Raw genomic sequence first — 21,714 nt, 5'->3', positions numbered from 1 at the left:
ACGAACTCTGACCGAACCTGGTGGAATACAAAGGAATGAGGGCCGGACAGCGGTGAGGCATCGCGCAGTGCTCGCCTCGGCGATGACCTGGATCGAGACGGCGCACGACGCCACCGGCAGGGAGGGCATTTCCGCCGGGTACGACCTCACCAAGGGCTGGCTGCCCGCCTACCCGGAGACCAGCGGCTCGTCCATCCCGACGCTGCTGCGGGCCGCGAACGCGCTGGGACGGCCCGCGCTCGCGGTGCGCGCCCACGAGATCGGCGACTGGCTGCTGCGGCTCCAGTCCCCCGACGGCTCCTTCCCCGGCGGGGTCGGCACCGACGGTGACCCGCTGGTGTTCGACGTCGGGCAGATCATGCAGGGCCTGCTCGAACTGTGGCAGACGACCAGGGAGGTCGCCGTGCTGGCCGCGCTCGGGCGCGCGGCGATCTGGCTCGCCTCGGTCCAGGACGCCGACGGCGCCTGGCGGTCGCACGCCTATCGCGGGTATGCCAACACCTATTCCGCGCGGGTGGCGTGGTCGCTCGCGCGGCTGTGGCAGGTGACCGGCGATCCGGGCCAGCTCGACTGCGTGGCGCGGTCGCTGCGCTGGATGCTCGACCAGGTCCAGACCAATGGCTGGATCGACCGGATGATGGTCGACGAGCACGAGGAGCCGTACACGCACACGATCGCCTACGCGCTGCGCGGCCTGCTCGGCTGCGGGCGCATCCTCGGCGGCGGGCTCGGCAGGCAGTGCGCCGAGGTCGCCACGCGGGCCGCCGTGCGCCTGGCCGAACTCGGCACGCCGCTGTACCCGCTGCTGCCCGGGGAGATCGGCCCCGGTTTCCGGCCGCTGGCGGACTACGCCTGCCTCACCGGCGACGCGCAGATGGTCACGGTGTGGCTCCACGCCTCGCGCACGCACCCGTGGCTGCGCGACCGCGCGGAGGACACGCTGCGGCGCCTGTCGACCGCGCAGGTCCGCCAGCCGGTCGAACCGGCCGCGGTCGGCGCGCTGCCCGGGTCGTGGCCGCTGACCGGCCGGTACCAGAAACTGCTCTTCCCGAACTGGGCCGCCAAGTTCCTCGCCGACGCGGTGCTGAACACCGAGTCGGAACGGGCGACCAGCTACTGAGCAGACCGCATTCGCCGGGACCGGGACAGCGCATGTGGCACGGCGCCGGGAGCCTGCGCTCGGCCCGGTGAGCACGGGATGAACCTGCTGACCAGCAGTGTGGTGAAGGCCGCGGAGTCCGAGGAGTTCGCCGAGATCCAGCTGTCCCACATCCGTCGCCGAGCGGCTCTACTCCCACGCCGCCTTCCGCGAGGTCGACGAGGTCGTTTTCGCCCTGCCGTTCACCTTCGGCCACGAGGACTACGTGCAGATCCCCACCGACGTGGCCACCAAGCTCGGCCCGGAACCGGGCGGGGGATGATCGGGCACGTGACGGTCTGGGAACTGCGGCACACCACGCTGGCGGACTCGGTGCTCGAGCCGATGCTGACCCAGCTGGCGCACGAGTACTTCACCCGCTACGGCGACGCCACCGAGATCCACCGGTACCCGGCGGACGAGTTCGCCCGCCCGCACGGCGCGCTGCTCGTGCTGCTGGAGCACGGCCGGGCCGTGGCGGGCGGGGCGTTCCGCCGGTACGACACCACCACCGCCGAGGTGAAGCGCATGTGGACACACGCCGACCACCGGCGACGCGGCCTCGGCAAGCGGATCCTCGCCGAACTCGAAGCCGAAGCCGTCGCTCGCGGGTACCGGCGCGTCTACCTCACCACCGGCTGGCGCCAGCCCGAGGCCGCCGCGCTGTACGAGTCCGCCGGTTACACCCCGCTGCCCAGCCACGTCGACGAGGCCAGCGGAGTCCGGCTACTCCCCTTCGAGAAGGCGCTCGCGTGACCGCTGCGCCCAGTCTTCAAAGCGGGTGAGTTCGAGGCCGAGTTCGGTGGCGAACTCCGGGCGCGCGGGCTGGCCCGTGACGTTGAGCCACTCGTGCGAGGCGCCCATGCCCGGCATGCCCGCGGCGAACGCCTCTTCCTCGGTCATGTCCGGCGCGGCCAGCGGGGTGCCGATCGCGCGCGAGAGGACTTCGGCGATCTCCTTCATCGTCAGGTAGTCGCCCGCGAGTTCCAGTTCGACCTGGTGGAAGCGGTCCGGGTCGGCGATCGCGGCGGCGGCCGCGTCCCCGATGTCCTCCGTCGCGATCAGGGACAGGTGCGTGCCGGGTTTCACCACGCTCACCAGCCCGCCCTCGATGCCGCGCGGGAAGAGGAACTTCATGGAGGGCAGGAAGTTCTCCATGAAGAACGCGGGCTTGAGCAGGGTCCAGCGGTCGAAACCGGCTTCGCGGAGGCGGTCCTGGATCGCGCTCTTGGCGCCCAGGGTGGGTTCCATCTCGGTCCAGCGCCCTTCGGCCCAGCCGGGGGCCTCGACGTGCTGGCCGGCGCCGGAGACCGAGGTGTGCACGAACTGGCGCACCCCGGCGGCCTTCGCGCCTTCGATGAGGTTGACGCCCTGCTCGACCTCGGCGGGGAAGTCGAACCCGGTGCCGTCGAAGGGTGCCTGCTGCACGGAGAAGACGGCACGGGCGCCCTTCGCCGCCCGCGTCACGGAGTCGACGTCGTGGAGGTCGCCGGTGACCAGTTCGGCGCCGAGCGCCTCGATCGCCCGGGCCCGGGCCGGGTCGCGCACCAGGGCGCGGACGGGCACGCCGGCCGCGAGCAGCGCGCGGGCGGTGGCCCCGCCCTGGCGGCCGGTCGCGCCGGTGACCAGGACGGGTGCGGATTCAGCAGACATGGTTCTCCTTGGTTCGAAGCTAAGTGGCGGGGCCCGCCGTTTAGCTTCCGCTACGATACGGCGGGGCCCGCCACTTGGCAAACACGGAGGTCAGCCCATGCCTGAGCACCAGCGCGCGGACGCGCGGCGCAACTACGCGCGGATCCTCGCGGTGGCCGAGGAGGAGGTCGCCGCGCACGGCGCCAACGCCTCGCTGGAGCAGATCGCGCGCACGGCCGGGGTCGGCTCGGCGACCGTGCGGCGCCACTTCCCCACCCGCCACGCGCTGCTCGAAGCGGTTTCACACCAGCGGATCGAGGCACTGAGCAACCGCGCGCGCGAACTGGCGGGCCGGGGTGACAGCCGGGAGGCGCTGCTGGCGTGGCTGGGTGAGGTGGTGGCCTACAGCTCCACCGCGCGGGGGCTGGCCGCCGCGCTGGCCTACGACGTGCCCGACCCGGCGGGCGCGAACTCGTGCTCCTCGACGCTGGAGGAGGCGGGCGGCCCGCTGCTCGACCGCGCCGTGGCGGACGGCGCCGTCGAGCCGGGGACCAGCCTCGCGGATCTGATCACGCTGATCGTCGGCATCGTGCTGGCCACGGAACACCGGCCCGACCCCGCCGCCGAAGCGAACCGGTTGTTCGACCTCGCGATCGCCGGGGTGAGCCCGGCGCGCTAGCGGTCCGCGGGCCGTGCCCGGTGTCGAAGCGCCGCCTTGGTGGACGCCCTCCGCTGATCAGCCGAGTTCCTGCAGCCGCGACACCAGCAGGCCGGTGAACTGCCGCGCCGACCACGGCAGGCGCCTGCCCGGCATGGTCTGCACCTGCGCCTCGCGCTGCCGGAACACCGGGTGGTCCAGCCGCACGTAGGCCACGCCGTCGCCACCATCAAGGTCCCCGAGGTCCCCGAGGTCCCCGACGAGCGCGATCCCGCCACCACCCCGGACGAACTCGTACAGCGGCGCCAGCCCGTCGCACACGAGCACCGGCGCCACGTCGAGGCCCTCCATCCGGGCCCCGAGGTCGAACAGTTCGCGCTGGCTCGTCCGCGAAGAGGCCAGCGCCAGCGGGTACGCGCACAGCTCGGCCAGCCCGAGCCGGTCCCGCCCGGCCAGCTCGTGTCCACAAGGGACCACCGCGACCACCTCGGTGACCACCGCGCACTCCACCCGCACGTCGTGCTGCGGCCCGATCGTGTAGGTCACCGCGACGTCGGCGATCCCCTCGGCCACCCGCCGCGTCGCCTCCTGCCGGGTGACGATGTCGAGCTGGAAGCTCACCTCCGGGTGCGCGCGCCGGAACTCCGCCATCGCCAGCGGCACCATCCGCCTGCCGAAGCCCTCCGAGCACGCCACCGCCACCCGCCGCGCCTCGGACGCGTCGGCGTGGCGCAGTTCGCCGATGAGCGCGGCCGACTCGGCCTCCGTGCGCCGGGCGTGGGCGAGCAGCCGCGCGCCCGCGTCGGTCAGCGTCATCCCGCGTGGGTGCCGGGCGAACAACGGCACCCCCAGTTCGGCCTCCAGCTTGGCGATCTGCCTGCTGATCGCGGACGGCGCCACGGTCAGCGCGCGGGCCGCCTCGGTGACCGAACCGGACCGGGCGACCTCGGCGAAGTACGTCAGGCCCACGGGCAGGAGTTGCATCGGCCGACCTTTCCTCCGGTTTGCCGATAGTAGAACGCTCGCTGACAAAATCGGCAATGGTCGTGCCCGCGAAACCGGCTTAACCTGCTCTGCGACCCCGCCTCGTCGACCACCGGAGCGAGCCAGTGATACCGCACCACCTCAGGCAGAAGGCCGAACACCAGGTCGACTCCGGCGCGTTCCGCGAGGAGCTGGCCCGGCTCGTCGGCTATCCGACGGAGAGCACCACCGAACGTGGCCGCGTTGCCCTCAAGGCATACCTCGGCGAGGTGCTCACCCCGCTGCTGACCGACCTCGGCTGTACGGTCACCGAACACCCCAATCCGGACCCCGCCGGCGGCCCGTTCCTGCTCGGCACCCGCGTCGAATCACCGGAGCTGCCGACCGTGCTGTGCTACGGCCACGCCGACGTGGTGGACGGCCACAGTGGACAGTGGAGCGACGGCCGCGCCCCGTGGACGCTCGATGTCGACGGCGAACGCTGGTACGGCCGGGGCACCGCCGACAACAAGGGCCAGCACCTGGTCAACCTCACCGCGTTGCGCCTGCTGCTCGCCGAGCGGGGCTCGCTCGGCTTCAACCTGAAGTTCCTGTTCGAAACCGGTGAGGAGATCGGCTCGCCGGGACTCGCCGAGTTCGCCGCCGCGCACCGCGAGACCCTGCGCGCCGACGTCCTGATCGCCTCCGACGGCCCGCGCCTCGACGCCGCCACGCCGACGCTGTTCCTCGGCTCGCGCGGCGGGCTCAACTTCGAACTCGACGCCGACCTGCGGCCGGATTCGTACCATTCCGGCAACTGGGGCGGGATCCTGCGCAACCCCGCCACCACGCTGGCCGGCGCGATCACCACGCTGGTCGACGGGCACGGACGCCTCAAAGTGCCCGGCCTCCTGCCACCGGACCTGCCCACCGCGGTCCGCGAGGCGCTGGCCGGGATCAAGGTGGCGAACAGCCCCGGCGATCCCCACCCCGACCAGGGCTGGGGCGACGAGAGCCTGACCGCGGCCGAACGGCTCTACGGCTGGAACACCCTCGAAGTGCTCGCCCTCGGTTCCGCCGACATCGACCGCCCCGTCAACGCCATCCCCGGCCGGGCCCGGGCCGCGTTGCAACTGCGGTACGTCACCGGCACCGAGGTCGGCGACGCCGAGCGGATCCTCACCGAACACCTGGCCGCCCACGGTTATCCGATGGTCGACGTGCGGATCACCGGTGACTTCCCGGCCAGCCGCACGGACCTCGACGGCCGGTGGCCGCGCTGGGCCGCCGGGGTGCTGGAGTCGGTCACCGGCGGGCCGATCGCCGTGCTGCCCAACATCGGCGGCTCCCTGCCCAACTTCGTGTTCACCGAGATCCTCGGCATGCCCGCGCTGTGGCTCCCGCACTCCTACCCCGGTTGCCTCCAGCACGCGCCCGACGAGCACCTGCTCGCGCCGATCGCCCGCGAAGGCCTCGTGCTGGCCACCGCCGTGTTCCACGCGCTCGCCGAGCAGGCCGTCCGATGACCACCACGTCCACCCGTCGCGCGATCGCGGCCGCCACCATCGGCAACGCGCTCGAATGGTTCGACCTGGCCGTGTACGCGCTGATGGCGAGCTACATCGGCCGGACCTTCTTCCCCGAGGGCGATCCCGGCGTCCAGCTCGTGCAGGCCTACGCCGTGTTCGGCGTGACCTACCTGATCCGGCCGCTCGGCGGACTCGTCATCGGCGCCTACGCCGACCGGCACGGGCGCAAGAAGGCGCTGATGCTGACCATCTGGCTGATGGTGGCGGGCACCTTCCTGCTCGCCGTCCTGCCCGGGTACGAAACGCTGGGCATCTTCGCGCCGCTTGCGGTCATCGTCGCGCGGCTGCTGCAGGGGTTCGCGGCGGGCGGCGAGTTCGGGGCCGCGACCTCGTTCCTGGTCGAGCAGAACGAGCGGCGCAAGGGGTTCCTCGGCAGTTTCCAGTTCGCCAGCCAGGGGTTGTCCACGCTGATGGCGGCCGGGTTCGCCGCCGCGCTCACCGCGCTGCTGTCCGACGAGGCGATGACCTCGTGGGGTTGGCGGGTGCCGTTCGTGTTCGGCCTGCTGATCGGCCCGGTCGGGTACTACATCCGCCGCTACGTGGACGAATCGCCCGCCATGCGCGAGGAAACCGGGCCGTCGCCGTCACCGATCCGGTCGGTGTTCCGGCACCACTGGGGCGGGCTGCTGATAGCGGGTGGCGCGCTGGTGGTGTCCACCGCGCTGAACTTCATCCTCCAGTACCTGCCCACGTTCGGGGTCGAGGAACTGGGCCTCGACGACTCACTGTCCTTTGTGGCCTTGCTCGTCACCGGGGTGATCCTGACCGTCGGCACGCCGGTGGTCGGGCTGCTCGCCGACCGGTTCGGCCGGCTGGTGATCATGGTGCCCGCGGCGGTGCTGATCGGGGTGAGCGTGGTGCCGCTGTTCGTCTGGGTCACCGCCGTGCCCTCGTTCTTCACGCTCACCGCGGCGATGACGATCCTCGGGCTGCTCAAGGCGGCCTACTTCGGCGCGCTGCCGTCGGTGATGTCCGACGCGTTCCCGGTGTGGGCGCGCGCGACCGGGCTCTCGTTCAGCTACAACACCGCGGTCGGGATCTTCGGCGGGTTCACGCCCACCATCGCCACGGCGCTCATCGCGGGCACCGGATCGCAGGTCGCACCCGGTTACTACCTGCTCGCGGTGTCGTTCGTCAGCATCGCCGCGCTCGCCGCCGGGTACCGCACGCGCGGCATCCGCTGACTACGACGGCAGCACGAGGGCGGAGCCACCGGCACCGAGGCGTAGCGCGACGTCGCCGGGCGGGGCGTCGGAGTCGATCTCGGGGTGGTCGTCGCTGGACACGGTCAGGCGCAGCGCGTGCCCGGCCGCCAGCCGGTGGTGCACCGGCCACAGGTCCACGGTGGTCCGGTACCACCGTCCTGAGTGGACCTCGGCGGGTTCGGTGTGGCCGTTGCGGTGGCTGAGCTTGAGCCAGCCGGCGGTGATCCGGGTCGCGGTACCGTCCGGCGCGACGTCCTCCAGCACGGCGGCCAGGTTCCCGTCGGTGGCGGTCACCGCGACCTCGATCTCCGCCTTCGGATTGCCCGCGAGCACGAGGTCGCGCCGCTGCGGCGGGGCGGTGAAGGTGAGCTTCTCCCCCGGTTCGGCCGGGCTGGTCTCGGTGTTGACCCGGTACTGACCGGTGCCCGGCGCGCCCGCCGGCCTGGCCAGCCCGCCCGCGGTGGTCAGCGCGTACCGGGTAGTGCGCGGGGACGGCGGCCAGTCGGCGAAGGTCTGCCAGCCCGTGCCGTGCATCGCGTACGAGGTGACCTTCGCCGGCGGCAGCGGCGCGTGCCGGACACCGAGCCACCGGTCGAACCACGCCAGGTACTCGCCGGGCCCCACCCCGCCGGGCGGCCAGCCGTGTTCCCACGGTCCGGACACCAGCCAGACGTTTTCCTTGCGGGCCTGGAAGTTCTCCACCATGCCGCCGCGGTACCGGTCGTTCCAGCCGTTGATCTCCAGCACCGGGAGGTCCAGTTCGGACCATCGGTCCTTCACGCTGCGCTCGCGCCAGAAGTCGTCGTAGCGCGGGTGCTCGGCGTAGGTGCGCAGGGTGTCCGGGGCGACCTGGCGCTGCCAGTCGCGGATGCGGGCGGAGTAGATGCCCCCGCGGTAGATGGTGTTCTCGTACCAGTCGGAGATGCCGTTGACCGGGATGATCGTCTCCAGGTGCGGCGGCTTGCGCGTGGCGGTGAGCAGGGCCGCGTGGGCGCCGTAGCTGACCCCGATCTGGCCGATCCGGCCGGTCGACCAGGGTTGCGCGGCAAGCCATTCGATCACGTCGTAGTTGTCGGCCTGTTCCCGCGCGCTGAACGGGTCGATGCGCCCTGGCGAATCACCGGATCCCCTGGTGTTGCACGAAAGCACGGTGTAGCCGCGGCGCACGAAGAACGCCGAGTCGACGGCGAGCTGGTCGAGGTTGTCGTAGGCGTTGAAGTCGTAGACGATGCCGGGAAAACGGCCGTCGGCGGGCTCCCCGGACGCGTCCGCCGGACGGTGCAGACGGCAGGCGAGATGACCGCCGTCCCGCAGCGGCACCGTGAGCGCTTCGCTGTGCACCTCGTGGCGCGCGGGCCGCTGGTAACCGAAGAACGAATCCGACGCCGCCGCCGGCGTGGTGAGCATCGACCCGGTCACCGCGACCGCGACCGTCAGCCCGGACAGACGCCTCATCGTGTCTCCTCACCGTCGAGAACCCCGACTCTGGGGCCCCCGATCAGCGAGGTCAAGCAAGGATTTCGCATGCACTGATGCACCAGGCGGATGAATCCCGCCGACTACCGTTTGCTGGTCCAGGCGGACAAGGAACGGTCGGTGAAGCGGCAGGCCAGGCTCGCCGAGGCTAGTCCGTCCATTCCGGACGCGGTCTTCTGGTTCACGGCACTGACCATCGGCGGCTTCGCCTGCTCGGTCCCGGTGAAGCGCAACCTGTTCCACCTCACCACCGCCGCGTTGTTCATCGGCTCGCCGCTGGTGATCGACGACGTCGACGCGCCGTTCTCCGGGGCGATCGCGGTCTAGGCGCGGTAGTAGTCCCAGACCTCCGGGAGCGGTTCGAAACCGCCGGACCGGTAGGTGGCCACGGCACCGACGTTGGAGCTGGGCGTGGCCACCAGCGCGCTCGACGCCCCCAGTTCGCGGAGCGCGGCCGCCGCGGCGATGGTGATCGCGCGGCCGTGGCCGTGCCCGCGGTGGTCCTGGTGCACGCCCATCGGCTCGATCAGGCCCGGCTTTCCCGGCCCGGCCGTCCACACCGTCACCGTCGCCACCGCGTTGCCGTCACCGTCGTAGGCGAGCAGGCACCGGGCGTCGGCGTAGGCGACCCCGGCGGCCATCGCGTGCCAGCGCTCGTCGGTGAAGGTCGACCCGCCGAACGCCGAGCGCTGCACGGCGGTCCGCACCGGCACCAGTTCCGGGCCGACCACCTCGATCCGCAGGCCGGGATCCGCCACCGGTTCGGTGAGGTCGCGGTGCAACGGCGTCCACGGTTCGTCGACCTGCCAGCCCTGCCCGGCGAGGAGTTCCTGGACCAGCGCGCCCTTCGGTGCCTCGACCGCCACACGGCCCGCCGGCAGCACTCCGCGGTCCGGGTCGATCACGTCGTCGACCAGGTGCTGCGCCAGTTCGCCGTCCTGCTGCGCGTCGCGGGCCATGGTCACCCGCAACAGGTCGGCGCCGTCCAGCAATCCGATGGCGAGGACGCGCCCGTCACGGCTCCAGGTCCGGACCGCCGCGGCCGTCGCCTCCTCGCCGAAGCGCCAGAACCAGCCGAGATCCCCCGGGTGCAGCTGATGCGGTGCTCCGTCGTACTGCCACTCCCGCAGCACGCGCACCGCCTCGGCCAGCTCGTCGGCCGCCGGCTTGCCCGTCAAGATCGCCATCGGCCGATCACACACCATCGCGGGACCCGCCCGCATCCGGTTTTCCCGCCGGGGCGGGAACGGCTTCCCTCCGGCGGGGGAGGAAGGCCGCCGGTCCCGGCGGCCAAGGTGGACCCACACCGAACAGGGAGGAAAACCAAGGTGCGCAAGGGAACGAGGATTTCACTGGGGGTGCTGGTGGTCGCGGCGGCGGCCGCCGGGGCGGCACCGGGGGTGGCGGCCGAGGCGCCGAAGGAGACACGGGTGGTCGGCAGTGCGGGCGCGCACCTTCCCGGCCAGAACGGGCCGGGTGACCCGGTGCGGTTCAGCGTGGACGCCAGGCGATCGGCCGAAGGGGTGTCGTCGGGGCGGTTCCACGTCAACCACCTCACCACCGGCGGCCAGTTGTTCGCCGACTTCGAGGGCCGCGTCGACTGCGCGCTCGCCGCGGACGGGATGGGCGTGGTGACCGGCATCATCGAGCGCGCGGACCTGCCCGGTGCGCCACCGGGACTCGACCTGGTCGGGCGCCGGGTCGGGATCAGCGTGCGGGACAACCGGCACGCCCCCGACGCCATCGGCTGGAGCTGGAGCACCGGCGGGTTCGAGCACGACACCCTGCCGTGCACCAGCACGATCCCGTTCCTGCGGGTCGACCAGGGCGGGTACCACGTCACCGGGAACGCGTTCGGCTGACAGAATCGCCGGGGTGAGCACGCGGAAGCCGATGACGCTCGTCGATCGCCTGATCGCGCCCGGCGCCACCCGCGGTGAGGTGGCGGCCGGGTTCGGCACGGCCGCCGCCGGTGCGGTGCTGGCGTTGTTCCTGGCCGTGGACGCGCACTTGCCCGCGCTGGCCGTGGTGGTCGTCGTGGTGATCGCCTTCGACCTGTTCGGCGGGGCCGTGGTCAACGCCACCGGCTCCGCCAAGCGCTGGTTCCACCGGCCGGGCCGCACCGCGGTCCACCACCTCGGGTTCGTCACCGCCCACGTGCACCCGTTCGTGCTCGCGCTCACCGTGCCCGGCTTCGGCTGGACCACGGCCGCGGCCACCTACGGGGCGGTGCTGGCCGGCGCGGTGCTCGTCGAGTTCGCGCCGGCCGGCCTGCGGCAGCCGGTGGCCTTCGCGGTGACCGCGCTGGCGCTCACCGCCGTTCTCGGGCTGGCCCCGGCCCCGGCCGCGGTGGCCTGGTTCGGGCCGCTGCTGATGATCAAGCTGCTGCTCGCGCACCTGCTGCCGGCTGACCAGTCCGGCGCGGGGTTGCACCTTCCGTAGCGGCATGTGGTCCGATGGACCTCGTGCATCCGTCCTTCGTGCCACCCCACCGGGTCAAGATCGGTGACGCGGCGGCGTTCACCGGCACCACCCCGCGAGCGATCCGCCACTACCACGAAATCGGCCTGCTCCCCGAGCCCGAGCGGGGCGGCGACGACCGCCGCCGCTACCGATACGAGGACCTGATCCGCCTGCTGTGGATCCGCAAGATGGCCGACGCCGGGATCGCTCTCGACGACAGCAGTGCCGCCTTCACCAGCGAGGACGAGATCACCGGCACCCTGGACCGGCTGGCGGCGACGCTGGCCGAGCAGGAGGCCGAGGTGCGGCGGCAACGGACCGCCGTGGAGCGGATGCGGGCCGAAGGCAGCCGGATGGGCCTGCTCTCCGCCCTGGTCACCGATCGCCTCAAGGGCGTGCCCGAGGGTTCCCTGCGGCAGGCCGACCTGGACACCCTGCTGGTCACCGAACGGATCTTCGGCCCGCTCGGCGCGGCGGTCCAGGCCACCCGTTTTCTCGCCCTGGCCACGAATCCCGCCTTGCGCGCGGAGTCCGACCGCGTCGACGCCGCCGAGGAGGCACTCGACGACAGCGTCGCGGTCGACGACCCGCGGGTGGCCCAGGTGGCCGCCGAACGGCGCGCCTTCGAAAACGCCCTGCACGCCGCCATCGAGGAATCCGGCCTGGACAAGGACGAGGACGCGCTCTTCGACACCTGGGAGGCCCCGGCCGCCGAGCGCACCATGAGCGCGGCCGAAGCCACCGGCAAGCTGCCCTACGACCTCTCGCCGGCCCGCCTGCGCTGCCTCGAACTGGCCGAGGACCCGCCCTAGGTCACCGTGGTGACCACGACCGTGGCGCTGGCCACCGCGATCGCCGTGGCCGTGCGGGTGACCGCGGTGCCCACCGCCGAGGCGCCCCAGCTGCCCTCCTCGAACTCCTTCCCGCGGTGGTAGACCTTGCTCGACCACTTCGGTGTGGGGTGCAGCGAAGGCAGCGTGCCGCTCGACGAGAGCAGCGCGACCACCGCCGCGGTCCGCACGTCGGGGTCCACACCGTCTTCGAGCACGGCCCGGACCCGTTGCCGCAGCTCGGTTTCGTACTCACCGTCGTCGACGGGCAGGGTGGTGCGCGGGATCAGGCCCAGCACCCGCTTCTGCTCGCGCCGGATGAAACCGCGCTCCAGCAGCCGTTCGATCACCGGTTTGTAGAGGCCGCCGCCGATGGCCATCAGCAGCGACTGCACGCTCCGCGGTTTCTCGGCGACCTTGTCGTAGGCGTCCTGCAGCAGGGGGTCGCCGAGCGGGCCGTCCCCCGTGGCGAGCACCTTGGGCCCGCCGAGCCCGCGGCTCCCGTCGTCCTCGACCCGGCCGCGCAACGCCAGTTCGACCAGCATCGCGCCACCCAGCGCGTAGTGCAGCGTGCCCGCGCCCGCCGGGGTGCCGGACTTGTCGTCGAGCATGAGCAGCAGCAGGTCTTCGACGATCAGCGGTTGTTCGGTCATGGTGTCCCCTTCGGTGGTCAGCAGGCTTGGTCGTGGGCCGGGCGCTGCCCGGTGAGCAGGAAGTTCGTGGCGAGGTCGTTGGCGCACCGGTTGTCCAGGTACAGGTAGGCCAGGTGGCCGCCCTGGTCGGCGGTGACCAGGCGGGCCCGGTCGCCGAAGGCCCGCCGCAGTTTCTTCGCCCCGGACAGCGGGGTCGCCGGATCGCGGAGGTTCTGCACGATCAGCACGTTGGCTGGGCCGTCCTCGCCGATCTCCACCGGCGGTTCGACCGGCTCGGACGGCCAGAACGCGCACGGCGTGACGTTCGCCGCGGCGGCGCCGAACATCGGGTGGCGGAACCGGTCGATCGCGACGTTGCGCTGGTAGTGCCCGACCGCCTCCGGCCAGTCGGAGTCGTTGCAGATCACGTGCAGCTGGCTGGCCAGGTAGTTGTCCGTGACCGGTGCCGCGGCCTTCGCGGTCGCGGCCCCCGGGATCGGTTTCCCGGTGTCGAGTGCCTGCCAGGTCTCGGCCAGGCTGGGGAACTCGTGGTCGTAGTAGAACTTGGAGAAGGCGAGCTGGCGGAACAACTGGCCGTTCACGCCCTCCGGGCTCGGCGTGGCGTCCAGCCGCGCGGCGAGTTCGAAGTACTTCGCGGTCACCTGCCGCGGTGTGGTGCCCAGCCCGTATTCGGGGTGCGCGGCGGCGAACTCCGCGAAGTCCGGGAAGCGGTCCGCGAACCCCTCGCCGAACATCCGCGTGAACCCGGCGTCCCAGCCGTCCGGGCCGGTCGCGCTGTCGATCAGGATCCGGTCGCTGCGGTCCGGGAACAACGTGGTGTACACCGATCCGAGGTAGGTGCCGTAGGAGATGCCGAAGTAGGACACTGTGGACTCCCCCAGCGCCTCGCGGACCCGGTCGAGGTCCCGCGCGGTGTTCGCGGTGGTGATGTGCGGCAGCAGCGGCGCCGACGCCGACGAACCGCACTGCGCCGCGACCACCTTCGCCTGGTCGGCCTGCGCGGTGACGTCGGCCGGGTTCCGCGCGTACAGCGGGATGTTGGTGAACCACTGCTCGGGCTTCAGGTCGCAGGTGACCGGGGTGCTGTGGCCGACGCCGCGCGGGTCCATCCCGATCACGTCGTAACTGTCCAGCACTTCCCGCGGAAGCTTGAGGTTGTCGCGCAGGATGGCCGGGAAGAGCAGGCCCTCGCCGCCGGGTCCGCCGGTGTTGGTCAGCAGCACGCCGCGGCGCTTGTCCGGGTTGGCGCTGGCCAGGCGTGAGATCGCCACCTCGATGGTGCGCCCGCCCGGATCGCGGTAGTCCAGCGGGACGTCGATCGTGGCGCATTCCAGGCCCGGTCTGGCCGCGTCGGCCGGGCATTCGCCCCAGCTCGGCGTGTCCGCCACGGCGGCGGGCACACCCGCAACCAGCGACGCGGCCAGGGCGGTGACCAGTACGGGCAGCAACGATTTCCGCAATGCCATGGCACTGATCACAGCAGCGGGCGCCGGGCCCGGCCAGTGCGACCACGTCATGTTCCGGAGATGACGTTCTTTGGGGTGAACGTGTGACGCGGTGTCACTGGTGCGCCCGGCCGGATCGCCCACAATGGACTCATGAGCGAGGGTGGGACGGAGGAGACGCGGGGACGGCTGCGGCACCTCAACCTCACCATGATGCTGCCGCCGATCGTCGCGGCCGGCGTGTTCACCGTGGCCTTCGACGCCCAGAGCTGGCTCGACGTCGTCGTGCTGGGCCTCGGGGTGGTCGCGGTCGTGGTGACCTTCGTGCGGTGGACGATGGGCGCCCTGTTCCCGGTGGCGATCCCGTGCCTGGTGGTCGCCGCCGTGGTGTGGCCGTACGGGGTGCTCGGGCCGGGCGCGGGCACGGCGTTCTTCAGCATCGCGTCGGTGGGTTCGCTGGTGGTCTCCCGGCTCCCCGGCCGCCGGGGCGCGGCGGCCGTCGGGCTGGTCGCCTACGTGGCCGCGGTGGGCGTGGCGCGGTTGCTGGTGGCGCACGAGGACGCGCTCGCCGAGCTGTTCCGGTTCGCCCTGCTCCCGGCCGGGATCACCGCGGTGATCACCGGGCTGATGTTCCCCAACAAGCGGTTCTACGACGTCGTCCGGGATCTGGAGGAGTCGCGGGATCGGGAGGCGGAGCTCGCCGTGGCGCGGGAGCGGATCCGGTTCGCCAGCGACCTGCATGACATCCAGGGCCACACCCTGCACGTGGTGAAGCTCAAGGTGGCGCTGGCCCAGCGGCTCGTGCGCACCGACGCCGGGCGCGCCGAGGAGGAGCTGCGCGAGATCCACGCGCTGGTCGCCGACACCATCACCCAGACCAAGGAACTCGCCTACGCGCACCGCAGGCTCAACCTGTCCGCGGAGCTGGAGAACGCGAAGAACCTCTTCGAGGCCGCCGGGATCCGCGTGCGCGTGCACCGCGAGGCCGATGTGGACACCGTGGACACCGGTGCCGGCGAACTGCTCGGCCAGGTCCTGCGCGAGACCACCACGAACATCCTGCGCCACGCCCAGGCCGGGCAGGTGCGGATCACCCTGTCGAAGTCGGGCATCACCATCGTCAACGACGGCGCGCCCGAGGGCCCGGTGCCCGCGCTGAGCGGGCTCGCCACGCTGCGGCAGCGCCTTGCCGGCAACGGCGGCGAGCTGACGGTGGAGCAGCACGACGGGAGTTTCCTGACCGCCGCGGCATTCCCGCACGACCGCCCGGAGGACCGATGACCACGGTGGTGCTCGCCGACGACGAAGCGCTGCTCCGCAAGGCACTGGCCGCGCTGCTCCCGCTCGAAGGGGAGATCACCGTGCTCGCCGAGGCCGAGGACGGGGCCACCGCCATCGAAGCCACCCTGCGGCACCAGCCGGACGTGCTGGTCATCGACCTGGAGATGCCCGGTGTGGACGGGCTCGGCGCGGTCGCGGAGATCCGGCGGGAGCGGCCGGAGCAGGTGATCCTGATGCTCACCCGGCACGCCAAGCCCGGTGTGCTGCGCAAGGCGCTGAAGCTCGGCGTGCAGGGTTTTGTCAGCAAGTCCGCGGAACCGGCGCACATCACCTCGGTGATCAGGACGCTGCACGGCGGCAAGCGGTGGATCGACCCGGACGTCTCCGCGCTCGCCGTGGTCGACGACTGCCCGCTCACCGACCGCGAACTCGACGTGCTGCGGGTGACCGGTGAGGGGTACTCGGTCGCCGACATCGCCGTGCAGCTCCACCTCGCCGAGGGCACGGTCCGCAACTACCTGTCGAACGCGATGCAGAAGACCCAGACCCGCACCCGGCACGAGGCCGCCCGCTACGCCCGCGAGCACGACTGGTTGTGACCGTGCGTGGTGTGGAAGCCTGGGCTCGATGCCCACTCATGACGACGACCTGATCCGGTTCGAAGCCGACGGCGCGCCTCCCCTGCCCGAAGCCACCGAGCAGGGCCACGTCCCGCACTCCGGCGCCCGCGTGTGGTACGCGGCCTACGGTGACGGGCCGCCGGTGGTGCTGTTGCACGGCGGTCTCGGCCACAGCGGCAACTGGGGGCACCAGGTCCCGGCGCTGGTCGCGGCCGGGTACCGGGTGATCGCGGTGGACAGCCGCGGCCACGGCCGCAGCACCCGCGACGACCGGCCGTACACCTACGACCTGCTGGCCTCCGACGTGCTCGCCGTGCTGGACGCCCTGCGGGTGCCCAGCGCCGCGTTCGTCGGGTGGAGCGACGGGGCGGCCACCGCGCTCGTTCTGGCCAGGCACGCGCCCGAGCGGGTGACCGGGGTGTTGTTCTTCGGCTGCAACATGGATCCCAGCGGTACCAAGGAGTTCCACCCGACGCCGGTGGTCGACCGCTGTTTCGCCCGGCACGAGCGGGACTACGCCGAGCTGTCGGAGACGCCGGACGAGTTCAAGGCGCTGGTGGACGCGGTCACCCGCATGCAGCGGAGCCAGCCCGACTACGGCGCGCAGGACCTGGCGTGGATCCGGGTGCCCGTCACCATCGTCCACGCCGAACACGACGAGTTCATCGAGCGGTCCCACGCCGAGTACCTGGCCCGCACGATCCCGGGTGCCGAACTGTCCATTTTGGCCGGTGTCAGCCATTTCGCCCCGCTGCAACGGCCCGCGTCGTTCGACGAGGCCATGTTCTCGCTCCTCACCAGGGCGACCGCGACCGACTGAGCCTCAGCGGGTGAGGCCGGTCAGCCGGTGAACACGATCCGGTTGCCGTCGGGGTCGGTGAGCCGGAGGATCCGGGATGAGCTGGCCTGCTCGGGGCCGGGGTGGCCGATGCCCGCCCGGTCCAGTTCGGCGGCCCGTTCGTCGAGGTCGGCTTCGTCCAATACCACGGTGCAGCGGCCCGCCCGCGCCGGTTCGGCCCACACCTGGAGGCCGAAGGTCGCGGTGAGGTGCCATTCGGCCAGCCCTTCCATCGGGCGGGCGTCCGGCGCGCGTCCGAAGAGCGTCGTGTACCAGGGCAGAGCCGCGTCGAGATCGGTGACGGTGGCTTGGGCGAGCATGCGCGTGATCGGCATCCGGTCCTCCTGAGCTGTGTTGCGCTGTCACCGGTACAGACCAGCGGCACGACCAGAACTCATCGGCGGGACCGCTTGCTCGCGGCGTGGACACCACGGGCGACCGGTGCATGATGTACGTCGCGGTGGAGAACGGGCGGTCCTCGTTCCTCAGACCACTGCCGCCGCGATCAGCTGCTGCCAGATCTCGCCCTGGTCGACGACCTCGACGCCGTGCTTCTCGGCCTTGGTGAGCTTCGCGGCCCCGACCTCGGCCCCGGTGATGAGCAGGTCCGTGCTCGCCGAAACCGAGGACGCGATGGTCGCGCCCGCCTTCTCGCACAACCGCTGGAAAGTCGGGCGCGCGACCTTCTCACCGGACCGCGGATCGCTGATCGCGCCGGTGACCACGACCGTCTTCCCGGCCAGCGGCGCGCCGGCCGCCACGACCGGGGGCAGGTCCTCCTCGCGCACGTCCAGCGACACCCCGCGCTCCCGCAACCGCTCCAGTTCCGGCCGCAGCCGGGTGAGGTGTTCGATCAGCGAAGCGGCGACCTTCGGCCCGATGTCCTCCACCGCGACCAGCCCGTCGACCCCGGCGTCGGCCACCGCCTCCAGTGACGGGAAGCCGGCCCGGCACAGGCGCGCGGCCGTGCCCTCCGAAGCCATCGGAATGGCCAGTCCGATCAGCGCTCGCCGCAGCCCGACCTGACGGCTCGCGTCGATCGACTCGATCATCCGGGTGGCCGAGACCTCGCCGATGCGCTCGAACTCCAGCAAGCGCTCCTTGGTCAGCTGGTAGAAGTCCGACGGGTGCTCGAGAATGCCCGCCTCGGCCAGCCGTTCGATCCACACCCCGCCGATGGCGTCGATGTCCGCGGCCGCGCGCGAAGCCCAGTGGATCAGCCGCCGCACGGTCTGCGCCGGGCAGGCCACGTTGGTGCAGAACAGTTCCCGGCTGTTGCCCTGTTCGGTCAGCGGCTGCGCGCACGACGGGCACTCGGCCGGCGGCACGATCTCGCGCTCGGCCCCGGTGCGCTTCGAGGCGTCGAGCACCCCGGCCACGAACGGGATCACGTCACCGGCGCGGCGCACCAGCACCGTGTCGCCGATCTTGATGCCACGGGCGCGGATCACCTCCTGGTTGGCCAGCGTCGCGCGGCTGACCGTGGTGCCGCCGACAAAAACCGGCTCCAGCCACGCGACCGGCGCGATCTTGCCGGTCTTGCCGACGTCCCAGACCACGTCGGCCAGCACGGTGGTCTTCTCCTCGGCGGCGAACTTGTACGCCAGCGCGCCCCGCGGCGAGGCCGACCGCGTCCCGGCGGCGGCGTAGGCGTCCCGATCGGCCAGCCGCAGCACGGCGCCGTCGAGGTCGTAGTCCAGTTCGTTGCGCTGCCGCTCGATCTCGGCGATCACCGCCTGCGCCTCCTCCGCGCTCGCGCAGCGGCGCATCTCGGCGGCGGTGAAGCCGAGCGCGTGCAGCGCGCTGCCCAGGTCGGCCTCGGCGATGTCGGAGTACAGGTCGAAAGCGAAGAAGCGCAGGTTCCGCCCGGCGACCGTGGCCGGGTCCTTGGCGCGCAGCGTGCCCGCGGCCGCGTTGCGCGGGTTGATCAGCGGTTTGTCCGGGTGGGCGGTGTTGTAGGCGGTGAAGGTGGAGCGCAGCATGACCGCCTCGCCGCGCACCTCGACCCGGCCCGCCGCGTCCACCCGGTCCGGGATGCCGTCGGTCAGCGCGCGGACCAGCATGGTCACGTCGTCGCCGGTGGTGCCGTCACCGCGGGTGATCGCCCTGGCCAGCCGCCCGTTCTCGTAGACGACGGCCAGCGACAGCCCGTCCAGCTTCGGCATCACCACCACCGGCTGGCCGGGGAAGCGGTCGAAAAAGGCGGCGACCTGCTCGGGCTGGGTCGCCTTGTCCAGCGAGAGCATCGGCCGCGAGTGCCGGATCGGGGCGTGCAGCACCGCGGGCGCGCCCACCTGGTCCAGCGGGTTCGGGTCGGGGGTCAGCTCGGGGTTGGCCGCGATCAGCCCGCGCAGCTCGTCCTCGATCGCGTCGTACTCGGCGTCCGCCACCTCCGGGGAACCCCGGTAGTAGGCGTCGCGCAGCACGACGATCCGATCGGCGAGTTCTTCGATGCGTTCGCGAGCTTCCACGGCACAGAACTTACCCGTGACCACCGACAATCCCGGTCCGACATCCCGGCGGGCGGCGTAGGCTTGGGGTCATGCCGCCGTCACTCGACAGGCTTTACGGGACGAAGGATCTCAGCCGGAACCCGTGCTTCGCGGGCGGGTTCATCAACTTCGGCTACTGGGCCGGGATCGACCCCGGCGGGTCACTCGGCGAGGCGGATCGGGTGCGCAGCCAGGAGGACCTCTACCGCCTGGTGCTGCGAGCCGCCGAGATCGAGGAGGGCGCCCGGCTGGTCGAGGTCGGTTGCGGCCGCGGACTCGGGTGCGCCTTGGCCCTGCGGGAGTTCGGGCCCCACTCGGTGTGCGGCGTGGACGCGCACCCGGCACAGGTGGAACGCGCGGCCCGCGGGAACTCGCCGCTTCCCGACGGCCTGGAGTTCCGGCTCGGCACGGCCGCGTCGTTGCCCTTCCCCGATTCGACGGTCGACCGCGTGTATTCGGTCGAGGCCGCGCAGCACTTCCCGTCGCTGGAGGAGTTCGCGCGCGAAGCGGCGAGGGTGCTCCCGCCGGGCGGCAGGCTGGCGGTGTCCACCTTCTTCGCGCCGCACCCCGGGCACGACGACGAGATCAACGCCCTGCTCCACTCCTTCGCCGAAGGGCTGGACGTGGCTCACCCGATCGAGGCCTTCGCGGACACGCTCGCCTCGACGGGGTTCACCGGGATCTCGGTGCGCTCCATCGGCGAACACGTCTGGGCGGGCTACGACCGGTGGATCGCGAACACCATCCACGCCGACGACTGGCCGCGGAACTTCCTCCGCACCTACACCGACGGCCTGCTGGACTACTACCTGATCACGGCCCGGACCCCGTGAGTCCGGCCGACCTCCGTCCGAAGAGGACACGCTCGGCTTCGTTGGCGGTCAGGGCGGCGGCCCGCGCGTAGGCGGCCCGCGCTTCCTCCTCCCGCCCGGCCATGGCGAGCAGTTCCCCTTCGACCGCGTGCCGTTGCGCGTACTGCGAAAGCGCGTCCCCCAGCCCGTCCAGGACGGCCAGGCCCGCGGCCGGTCCGGCGGCGTGGCCGTGCGCCATCGCCCGGTTCAGCGTGACGACCGGATTGGGCTGAACCCGTTCGAGCACGTCGTACAGCCCGGCGATCCGCGCCCAGTCGGTGTCCGCCGCGGTGGGGGCCGTGGCGTGGCAACCGGCGATCGCCGCCTGCAGGGCGTACGGGCCCGCCGAGCCGAGCCGGTAGGCGCGGTGCAGCGCGGCCATGCCACGCCGGATCAGCAGGCGGTCCCAGCGCGCGCGGTCCTGGTCCGGCAGCAACACGGGCGCGCCGTCGGCATCGTGCCGCGCGGGCGCGCGAGCGTGGGTCAGCTCCAGCAGCGCCTGCAGGCCCTGCGCCTCGGCGACCTCGGGCATCAGCGCCGCCGTGCGCCGGGCCAACCGGAGCGCGTCGTTGCTGAGTTCGGGGCGCATCCAGTTCGCGCCGGAGGTGGCTCGGTACCCCTCGTTGAAGATCAGGTAGATGACCTCCAGCACCGACGCCAGCCGCTCGCGCAGGTCCCCCGCCTCCGGCAGGTCGAGCCGGATCTTCTTGTCGCGCAAGGTTTTCTTGGCGCGGGAGATGCGCTGCCCGACCACGGACTCGGCGACCAGGAAGGCACCGGCGATCTCCCGCGTGCTCAGCCCGGCCAGGCAGCGCAGGGTCAGCGCGACGCGGTACTCGCGCTTGAGACCGGGGTGGCAGGCGGCGAACAGCAGGCGGAGTTCGTCGTCGCCCACCGGGTCGTCGAAGGTGTACTCGGGCGTGCTCGCTTCGTCGTGCCCCAGCGCTTCGAGGGCCCGGCGGTGCGTGCCGTCCCGGCGGAACAGGTCGATCGCGCGGTTCTTCGCGGTGGTCATCAGCCAGCCTCCCGGCTTCGGCGGCACCCCGGTCACCGGCCACTGCTCGAGCGCCGCGACCAGTGCGTCCTGGGCGAGGTCCTCGGCGAGGCCGACGTCGCCGGTGAACCGGGCGAGCGCCGCGACCAACCGGGCGGATTCGATCCGCCAGATCGCTTCGACGGTGCCGCGCCCGGCCTCCGAGCGGTCCACTCAGGCCCCGGGCATGTCTTCGGGACCGAACACCCGCAGCACCCGCGCCTCCCCCGTCCACCCCGGCCAGTGCTCGGCGTGCAGGGCGAGGAAGCGGCGGGTCCACTCCACCGCCTCTTCCTTGGTGCGCGTGTCGTAGAGGGCGTAGCTGATCATCTCCTTCGACTCGGCGAAGGGGCCGTCGGTGATGGTCACCTCGCTCCCGTCGAGGGTGACCTTCGCGCCGTCGGCGCTGGGGGCCAGGCCCGCGTTGTCGAGCATCGCGCCGGACTGCGTGGCCTCCGCTCCCAGCCGCATGATGCCCGCCATCAGTTCCGCGGGCGGCGGGGTGCCGGGCTGGGTGGCTTCGAGGACTACCAGATAACGCATCGTT

Annotated in this window: 23 protein-coding genes and 1 pseudogene; 14 read left to right on the top strand and 10 right to left on the bottom strand. The window is 72.0% G+C overall.

The window, feature by feature from the left end:
- Positions 1 to 52: 52 nt before the first annotated feature.
- The 3 genes and pseudogenes from JYK18_RS45930 to JYK18_RS45925 all read left to right on the top strand — a co-directional run bounded on the left by JYK18_RS45930 (position 53) and on the right by JYK18_RS45925 (position 1,894).
- The gene (locus JYK18_RS45930) at positions 53 to 1,120 is read left to right on the top strand and encodes a hypothetical protein (RefSeq protein ID WP_206810631.1); all 1,068 of its coding nucleotides are present in this window, start codon (positions 53 to 55) and stop codon (positions 1,118 to 1,120) included.
- Between the two features lie 2 nt (positions 1,121 to 1,122).
- Positions 1,123 to 1,421: pseudogene (locus JYK18_RS47400) on the top strand (LLM class flavin-dependent oxidoreductase); the annotation flags it as partial.
- Positions 1,422 to 1,429: 8 nt separating this feature from the next.
- Positions 1,430 to 1,894: a GNAT family N-acetyltransferase gene (locus JYK18_RS45925; RefSeq protein WP_307796381.1), complete on the top strand. Its 465-nt coding sequence runs from the start codon at positions 1,430 to 1,432 to the stop codon at positions 1,892 to 1,894.
- On the opposite strand, the gene JYK18_RS45920 is transcribed toward JYK18_RS45925, so the two are convergent.
- The gene (locus JYK18_RS45920) at positions 1,865 to 2,791 is read right to left on the bottom strand and encodes an NmrA family NAD(P)-binding protein (RefSeq protein ID WP_206810626.1); all 927 of its coding nucleotides are present in this window, start codon (positions 2,789 to 2,791) and stop codon (positions 1,865 to 1,867) included. The two genes, JYK18_RS45925 and JYK18_RS45920, sit on opposite strands and share 30 nt — an antisense overlap.
- Before the next feature lie 97 nt (positions 2,792 to 2,888).
- Between JYK18_RS45920 and JYK18_RS45915 the strand changes: the two genes are divergently transcribed.
- A complete protein-coding gene (locus JYK18_RS45915; RefSeq protein ID WP_206810624.1) occupies positions 2,889 to 3,449 on the top strand; it encodes a TetR/AcrR family transcriptional regulator in 561 nt (186 codons plus the stop codon).
- Between the two features lie 57 nt (positions 3,450 to 3,506).
- On the opposite strand, the gene JYK18_RS45910 is transcribed toward JYK18_RS45915, so the two are convergent.
- Positions 3,507 to 4,412 (bottom strand): LysR family transcriptional regulator, encoded by a 906-nt coding sequence (locus JYK18_RS45910; protein ID WP_206810622.1) that lies wholly within the window; start codon positions 4,410 to 4,412, stop codon positions 3,507 to 3,509.
- Positions 4,413 to 4,537: 125 nt separating this feature from the next.
- Between JYK18_RS45910 and JYK18_RS45905 the strand changes: the two genes are divergently transcribed.
- Together JYK18_RS45905 and JYK18_RS45900 are read left to right on the top strand one after the other, a co-directional pair.
- Positions 4,538 to 5,917, top strand: coding sequence for a M20 family metallopeptidase (locus JYK18_RS45905; protein WP_206810619.1), 1,380 nt, complete (start codon positions 4,538 to 4,540; stop codon positions 5,915 to 5,917).
- Positions 5,914 to 7,164 (top strand): MFS transporter, encoded by a 1,251-nt coding sequence (locus JYK18_RS45900; protein WP_206810618.1) that lies wholly within the window; start codon positions 5,914 to 5,916, stop codon positions 7,162 to 7,164. The genes JYK18_RS45905 and JYK18_RS45900 overlap by 4 nt, the downstream gene beginning before the upstream one ends.
- Here JYK18_RS45900 and JYK18_RS45895 read toward each other — a convergent pair whose 3' ends face one another.
- Positions 7,165 to 8,640 (bottom strand): CocE/NonD family hydrolase, encoded by a 1,476-nt coding sequence (locus tag JYK18_RS45895; protein ID WP_206810617.1) that lies wholly within the window; start codon positions 8,638 to 8,640, stop codon positions 7,165 to 7,167.
- A 90-nt stretch (positions 8,641 to 8,730) separates the two neighbouring features.
- Between JYK18_RS45895 and JYK18_RS45890 the strand changes: the two genes are divergently transcribed.
- Entirely contained in the window at positions 8,731 to 8,988 is a 258-nt protein-coding gene (locus JYK18_RS45890; RefSeq protein ID WP_206810616.1) for a hypothetical protein, read from the top strand.
- Here JYK18_RS45890 and JYK18_RS45885 read toward each other — a convergent pair.
- Positions 8,985 to 9,848 carry an N-acetyltransferase gene (locus JYK18_RS45885; protein WP_206810615.1) on the bottom strand — a complete coding sequence of 288 codons (864 nt, stop codon included), beginning with the start codon at positions 9,846 to 9,848 and terminating at the stop codon, positions 8,985 to 8,987. The genes JYK18_RS45890 and JYK18_RS45885 overlap by 4 nt on opposite strands.
- A gap of 141 nt (positions 9,849 to 9,989) precedes the next feature.
- On the opposite strand from JYK18_RS45885, the gene JYK18_RS45880 reads away from it, so the two are divergent.
- The 3 genes from JYK18_RS45880 to JYK18_RS45870 are packed head-to-tail and all read left to right on the top strand — an operon-like array spanning position 9,990 to position 11,936.
- Positions 9,990 to 10,523 carry a hypothetical protein gene (locus JYK18_RS45880; RefSeq protein ID WP_206810614.1) on the top strand — a complete coding sequence of 178 codons (534 nt, stop codon included), beginning with the start codon at positions 9,990 to 9,992 and terminating at the stop codon, positions 10,521 to 10,523.
- Between the two features lie 13 nt (positions 10,524 to 10,536).
- Positions 10,537 to 11,103, top strand: coding sequence for a hypothetical protein (locus JYK18_RS45875; protein ID WP_206810613.1), 567 nt, complete (start codon positions 10,537 to 10,539; stop codon positions 11,101 to 11,103).
- A gap of 14 nt (positions 11,104 to 11,117) precedes the next feature.
- A complete protein-coding gene (locus JYK18_RS45870) occupies positions 11,118 to 11,936 on the top strand; it encodes a MerR family transcriptional regulator (RefSeq protein WP_242584612.1) in 819 nt (272 codons plus the stop codon).
- Here the strand turns inward: JYK18_RS45870 and JYK18_RS45865 are convergent.
- Positions 11,933 to 12,607 carry a GPP34 family phosphoprotein gene (locus JYK18_RS45865; protein ID WP_206810611.1) on the bottom strand — a complete coding sequence of 225 codons (675 nt, stop codon included), beginning with the start codon at positions 12,605 to 12,607 and terminating at the stop codon, positions 11,933 to 11,935. The genes JYK18_RS45870 and JYK18_RS45865 overlap by 4 nt on opposite strands.
- 17 nt (positions 12,608 to 12,624) lie before the next feature.
- Positions 12,625 to 14,073, bottom strand: a complete 1,449-nt coding sequence (locus JYK18_RS45860; RefSeq protein WP_206810609.1) for an alpha/beta hydrolase — start codon at positions 14,071 to 14,073, stop codon at positions 12,625 to 12,627.
- A gap of 132 nt (positions 14,074 to 14,205) precedes the next feature.
- On the opposite strand from JYK18_RS45860, the gene JYK18_RS45855 reads away from it, so the two are divergent.
- The 3 genes from JYK18_RS45855 to JYK18_RS45845 are packed head-to-tail and all read left to right on the top strand — an operon-like array spanning position 14,206 to position 16,773.
- Positions 14,206 to 15,333 carry a sensor histidine kinase gene (locus JYK18_RS45855; protein WP_206810608.1) on the top strand — a complete coding sequence of 376 codons (1,128 nt, stop codon included), beginning with the start codon at positions 14,206 to 14,208 and terminating at the stop codon, positions 15,331 to 15,333.
- A complete protein-coding gene (locus JYK18_RS45850) occupies positions 15,330 to 15,932 on the top strand; it encodes a response regulator transcription factor (protein ID WP_206810607.1) in 603 nt (200 codons plus the stop codon). Before JYK18_RS45855 ends, JYK18_RS45850 begins: the two co-directional genes overlap by 4 nt.
- Before the next feature lie 28 nt (positions 15,933 to 15,960).
- A complete protein-coding gene (locus JYK18_RS45845) occupies positions 15,961 to 16,773 on the top strand; it encodes an alpha/beta fold hydrolase (RefSeq protein ID WP_206810606.1) in 813 nt (270 codons plus the stop codon).
- A gap of 20 nt (positions 16,774 to 16,793) precedes the next feature.
- Here JYK18_RS45845 and JYK18_RS45840 read toward each other — a convergent pair whose 3' ends face one another.
- Both JYK18_RS45840 and ligA read right to left on the bottom strand, forming a co-directional pair.
- A complete protein-coding gene (locus JYK18_RS45840) occupies positions 16,794 to 17,126 on the bottom strand; it encodes a VOC family protein (protein ID WP_206810605.1) in 333 nt (110 codons plus the stop codon).
- Positions 17,127 to 17,276: 150 nt separating this feature from the next.
- Positions 17,277 to 19,262: an NAD-dependent DNA ligase LigA gene (ligA, locus tag JYK18_RS45835; protein WP_206810604.1), complete on the bottom strand. Its 1,986-nt coding sequence runs from the start codon at positions 19,260 to 19,262 to the stop codon at positions 17,277 to 17,279.
- Positions 19,263 to 19,333: 71 nt separating this feature from the next.
- Between ligA and JYK18_RS45830 the strand changes: the two genes are divergently transcribed.
- Entirely contained in the window at positions 19,334 to 20,116 is a 783-nt protein-coding gene (locus tag JYK18_RS45830; RefSeq protein ID WP_206810603.1) for a class I SAM-dependent methyltransferase, read from the top strand.
- Here JYK18_RS45830 and JYK18_RS45825 read toward each other — a convergent pair.
- Positions 20,097 to 21,341, bottom strand: coding sequence for an RNA polymerase sigma factor (locus JYK18_RS45825; RefSeq protein ID WP_206810602.1), 1,245 nt, complete (start codon positions 21,339 to 21,341; stop codon positions 20,097 to 20,099). The genes JYK18_RS45830 and JYK18_RS45825 overlap by 20 nt on opposite strands.
- Entirely contained in the window at positions 21,342 to 21,710 is a 369-nt protein-coding gene (locus tag JYK18_RS45820; RefSeq protein ID WP_206810601.1) for a YciI family protein, read from the bottom strand.
- Positions 21,711 to 21,714 lie beyond the last annotated feature (4 nt).

The sequence above is a fragment of the Amycolatopsis sp. 195334CR genome, assembly GCF_017309385.1.
GTDB lineage: Bacteria > Actinomycetota > Actinomycetes > Mycobacteriales > Pseudonocardiaceae > Amycolatopsis.
Note: the sequence above shows the minus strand (reverse complement) of the source record. Positions and strands in the feature narration are given on the sequence as shown.